Source organism: Nocardiopsis sp. TNDT3 (genome assembly GCF_003427465.1).
Taxonomy (GTDB): Bacteria; Actinomycetota; Actinomycetes; order Streptosporangiales; family Streptosporangiaceae; genus Nocardiopsis; species Nocardiopsis dassonvillei.
Window position 1 is genome coordinate 1 of sequence record NZ_QPFC01001192.1, and the last position, 4343, is coordinate 4343.

At 71.3% G+C, this 4343-nt stretch carries 4 protein-coding genes; all 4 read right to left on the reverse strand.

Going from position 1 to position 4343, the window contains the following annotated elements; translation table 11 throughout:
• Window positions 1-54: 54 nt before the first annotated feature.
• Window positions 55-279 (reverse strand): helix-turn-helix transcriptional regulator, encoded by a 225-nt coding sequence (locus DQW06_RS25660; protein ID WP_117199455.1) that lies wholly within the window; start codon window positions 277-279, stop codon window positions 55-57.
• Complete coding sequence (locus tag DQW06_RS25665) at window positions 279-929, reverse strand: DUF2975 domain-containing protein (RefSeq protein WP_013151987.1); 651 nt, start codon at window positions 927-929, stop codon at window positions 279-281. The genes DQW06_RS25660 and DQW06_RS25665 overlap by 1 nt, the downstream gene beginning before the upstream one ends.
• 295 nt (window positions 930-1224) lie before the next feature.
• Complete coding sequence (locus DQW06_RS25670) at window positions 1225-2622, reverse strand: LCP family protein (protein ID WP_013151986.1); 1398 nt, start codon at window positions 2620-2622, stop codon at window positions 1225-1227.
• Between the two features lie 195 nt (window positions 2623-2817).
• On the reverse strand, window positions 2818-4260 hold the full coding sequence (locus DQW06_RS25675; protein WP_117199456.1) for an LCP family protein: 1443 nt from the start codon (window positions 4258-4260) through the stop codon (window positions 2818-2820).
• Window positions 4261-4343 lie beyond the last annotated feature (83 nt).

Consider the following 4343-nt stretch of genomic DNA (forward strand, 5'->3'; position numbering starts at 1 on the left):
GGGGCCGTCGCACCGTCGGGTGCGGCGGCCCCCTCGCGTGTGCCCGGGTCCGGGTCACTCGGGGTCGTAGCTGATCAGGTCGCCCGGCTGGCAGCGGAGTTCGCGGCACAGGGCGGCCAGGGTGGAGAAGCGGATCGCCCTGGCCCGGTCGTTCTTGAGCACCGACAGGTTGACGACGGTGACGCCGACCCGTTCGGCCAGCTGGGTGAGGGTCATACCGTGCTCGGCCAGGAGCTTGTCCAGGTGGACGCGGACGCCGGTGGCCTCCTCGGGCGGCATCAGACGAGCCCCTCGACGTCCTCGCGGAGCCGGGTGCCCCGGCGGAAGACCTCGGCGAGGGCGGCGATGACGAGGCCGACCGCGACCAGCGGGAGGACACCGCCGTCGAGGTCCAGGCTGAGGGAGAACACCACGGTGGCGTCCGTGCCCAGCGCCCGGTGCTCCAGGACGGCGCCGAGGAGGGCCTCCGCGGCCGGGACCGCGAGGGCGCCGGTGACCACCGTCAGGGCGATGGCGTACATGCGACGGACGTTCGCCGGGACGAAGGGGTCTCCCCCGTCCAGGGTCAGGACCATGCGCAGCAGCAGGTAGGCGACCAGTCCCACTGCCAGGGCGGTGAGCAGCGCGGGGGCGACCAGCATGACGCGCTCGGCCGCCGAGGGGTCGTGGAAGGCGATCTCCATGCCGCCCGCCCCCTCCACGGTGACGTCGCCGCGCACGGCGACGTCCGGCGAACGCGGCGCCGTGCCGGAGGGGAGGTCCCGCGTGAGCACGTTGAGGCCCGCGCTGGTGGCGGCGGGGACGAGTCCGGTGCTCCAGGCGAGCAGGAAGAGCCCGTGGACCACCTGGAAGCCCAGGAGGACGACGAGGACGAACCGGAGCAGAGCGGAGTCCGCCCTGGACCAGTCCAGGGCCTTGCGAAGGGACATGACGGCCTTTCTCTTATCGCTTTTCGATATTAACGATAAACGATAAGATCGGATCTGTCACATGGGGCGGCACGCGTCCCTCCGGGGGCACCGGGGAGAGGCCCCGGGGACGGCGAAGGCTCCTCGCGCGCCGCCGGGAGCCCATCCGCCCTCCCTGCGGCCCACTCGTCCGGCGGCGCTCCCGGCGCGAGGCCCCCAGTGCGGCGGGAACCGCCGCCGGACCCCGCCCGGTACAGGCAAAGGGCCCCGCGGGCGCCTGCACGGCGTCCACGGGGCCCGAAGCCCTCCGAAGGGGCTACTCGCAGCTGACCTCGTCCTCGGCGGCGCTGGTGGCGCCCAGACCTGCCAGGGCATCGCCCCCGCCGCCGCCGGAGCCCCCTCCGCTTGTGGCCAGGCCGTCCCAGTCCTGCGCGCCCATCACCAGCTCCAGCTCTGGACCGAAGTCGGGGACCTCCTCCAGCTGGGCCACGCTGAGCGCCGAGGCCAGCTCCTCAGCCTGCGCGAGCTGGTCGGGGCCGTGGTAGATCGTGGTGACGGCGGGGGTCCGCTCGACCGGGTCGCCCTCACCGGTGACGTTGAACCCCTGCTCGGTGAGCAGCGTCCCGACCTGGCTCGCCAGACCGGTGATGCCCGTGCCGTTGAGCACCCGCACGGACACGTCCGCGGGTTCGACGGCGGGCTCCTCGGCCTCCTCCGAGCCCTCGCCGCCGCCTCCGTCGCCGCCCTCCTCCTCGGGCAGGGCGTCACCGGAGGCGACCGCGGAGAACAGCTCATCGGCGGCGGGCTGCTGGAGGTCCAGCTTCCCGCTGTGGACGGGAGAGTCCACTACGGGGGCGGTGACCATCCGCATCCGCCCCAGGTCGACCTCGCGCATCGAGATGGCCAGCTCGGTCATCTGGTCCACGGTGAACCCGTCGTCGGTCACCAGGCTGTCGGTGACCGAGCCCATGAAGTCGTAGAGCGTGGCGGGGCTGGACATGATCTCGCCGCTGGTGACCTTGCGCAGGATGGCGCCCATCATCCGCTGCTGGTTCTCGATCCGGTTCAGGTCGCTGCCCTGCTCCGTGCTGGCCCGGGAGCGGGCCAGGCCCAGCGCCTCCTCGCCGTTGAGGGTCTGCATCCCGGCGTCGAGCGTGATGTGGGCCTTGGGGTCGTCGATCGGCTGGGGGACGCACATCTCCACGCCGCCGATGGAGTCCACGATCTCCTGGAAGCCCGCGAAGTCGACCATCACCATGTGGTCGAGGTGGATGTCGGTGACCGTCTCCACCGTGTTGCCCTGGCAGTCCATCCCGCCGTAGGTCATGGCGTGGTTGAGCTGGTCCACCGTGCCCGCCGTCACCCCGGGGTTCTCGCCGTTGGCCGGGCAGTCGGGCATCGGGACCATCAGGTCGCGGGGCATGTTGACCATCGTCACCCCGCCCTCGTCCACGTTGATGCTCACCACGACCAGCACGTCGGGACGCACGCCGTTGACCACGCTGTACTCGGCGTTGTCCCCCGCGCGCTGGTCGGTGGCCAGCAGCAGGATGTTGTGGATGCCCTCCGCCTGGGCCGGACGGTCACCCCAGGCGTCGGTGTTGACCTCCTCGGTGGCGATGCTGAGGACGTCGCGGTAGCCCGCGTACACGGTGAGACTGGCCGCGATGAGCAGGCCTGTCGCCCCGCACGCCACCCACTGGCCGAGACTCATCTTCCCCGCCAGGGCTGAGGACGCGTTTCTGGGAGCCAAAGGGCACCTGCGATTCGGTATGGGACAAGGGCTGGTCCGGTCGGTGGGGGAGGGCGTACTGCGCGAGCGCTGACACGGACGTAACGGCCGGATGGTACCGGACGGGTACGTACCGTGTCAGATCGGAACCGGCGACCGGGTTCCGGTCACCGGCCCTCAGCAGGCGCTCTCCCGAGCCCCCGCCGCGGTGGTGCCGCCCAGGTCCTCGGTGATGGAGACCTCGGGCCCGGACGAGCCGCCTCCGCCCGCGAAGCCGTTCCAGTCCTGGCCGATGACCAGTTCCAGGGTCTGCGGGAGGTCGGCGACCTCCTCGGTGACCGCGTTCTCCAGCGAACCCGCCAGCAGTTCGGCGGCGGCCGCCTCACCCGGAGCGTAGTAGACGGTGGTCAGCTCGGGGAAGCGCACCGCGGGTTCGCCGATACCGGTGACGTCGTACCCCTCCCCCAGCAGGACGCCCTGGACCTCGTTCGCCAGGCCGGTGACACCGGTGTTGTTGAGGACCTGCACGGAGACGTCGGCGGGGGCGGGGGCCGCGTCGCCGGAGCCCTCCTCCGACTCCTCCCCCTCGTCCTCCGGCTCCTCGTCCTCCAGGTAGGCGCCGGAGTTGATCGCCGCGAACAGCTCGGAGGCGGCGGGCTGGCTCATGGCCAGCCGGTTGGCGTCGGCGGGGTGCTGGCCGTTGGGCACGGTGACGAACTGGATGCGCTCCAGGTCCACCTCGCGCATGGAGATGGCGATGTCGGTCATCGTCTCCACGGTCAGCTCCTCGTCGGTGGTCACCGAGTCGGTGACGGCGCTGAGGAAGTTGGTGATGGTCACCGGGCTGGTCATGACCTCGCTGCTGAGCACCTGGCGCAGCATGGCGCCCATGAACTCCTGCTGGCGGTCGATCCGCGACAGGTCGCTGCCGTCGCCCTGGCCGTAGCGGGAGCGCACGTAGCCCAGCGACTCCTCACCGCTGAGGGTCTGCGTCCCTGCGTCCAGCGTCAGGTGCGCCTTGGGGTCGTCCACCGGCGCGGGGATGCACATCTCCACGCCGCCGATGGCGTCCACCATGTCCTTGAACCCGGTGAAGTCCATCATGACGAAGTGGTCCAGGTGCACGTCGGTGACCTCCTCGACGGTCTGCCACTGGCAGCCCACCCCGCCGAAGGTCATCGCCGAGTTGATCATGCCGCTGTGCGGGCTCATCCCCTCGTAGCCCTCCACGGCCTCGCAGCCGGGCAGGTCCACGACCAGGTCGCGGGGCAGGTTGACCAGCGTGGCCGCGCCGTTGTCCACGTTGATGCTGGCGATGAGCATGGTGTCGGGGCGCTCGCCCTCGGCCTCGCCGTAGTTGGCGTTGTCCCCCGACCGGACGTCGGAGCCGATGATGAGCAGGTTCATCACGCCCTCGACGCTGGTGGGCCGGTCCCAGGCGTCGGTGTCCACCTGCGCGGTGGTGATGTTGCCGACGATGCCCTGGTACCAGCCGTAGCCGCCGAGGCTGGCGATGATGGCCAGGGCGGTGACCACGCAGGCGACCCACTGCCCCGGGGACATGCGCACGGCGTGCATGGCGGCGGACGGAGGGCGGGGGGCGGAGCGTTTTCCAGCCATGCGAACCTTCGGGTGCGGCGGCGTGCGTGGGAGGCGGCCGGGTCCCCCGACGGGGACGGGGCCCACCGGTGGGAACGGGATCC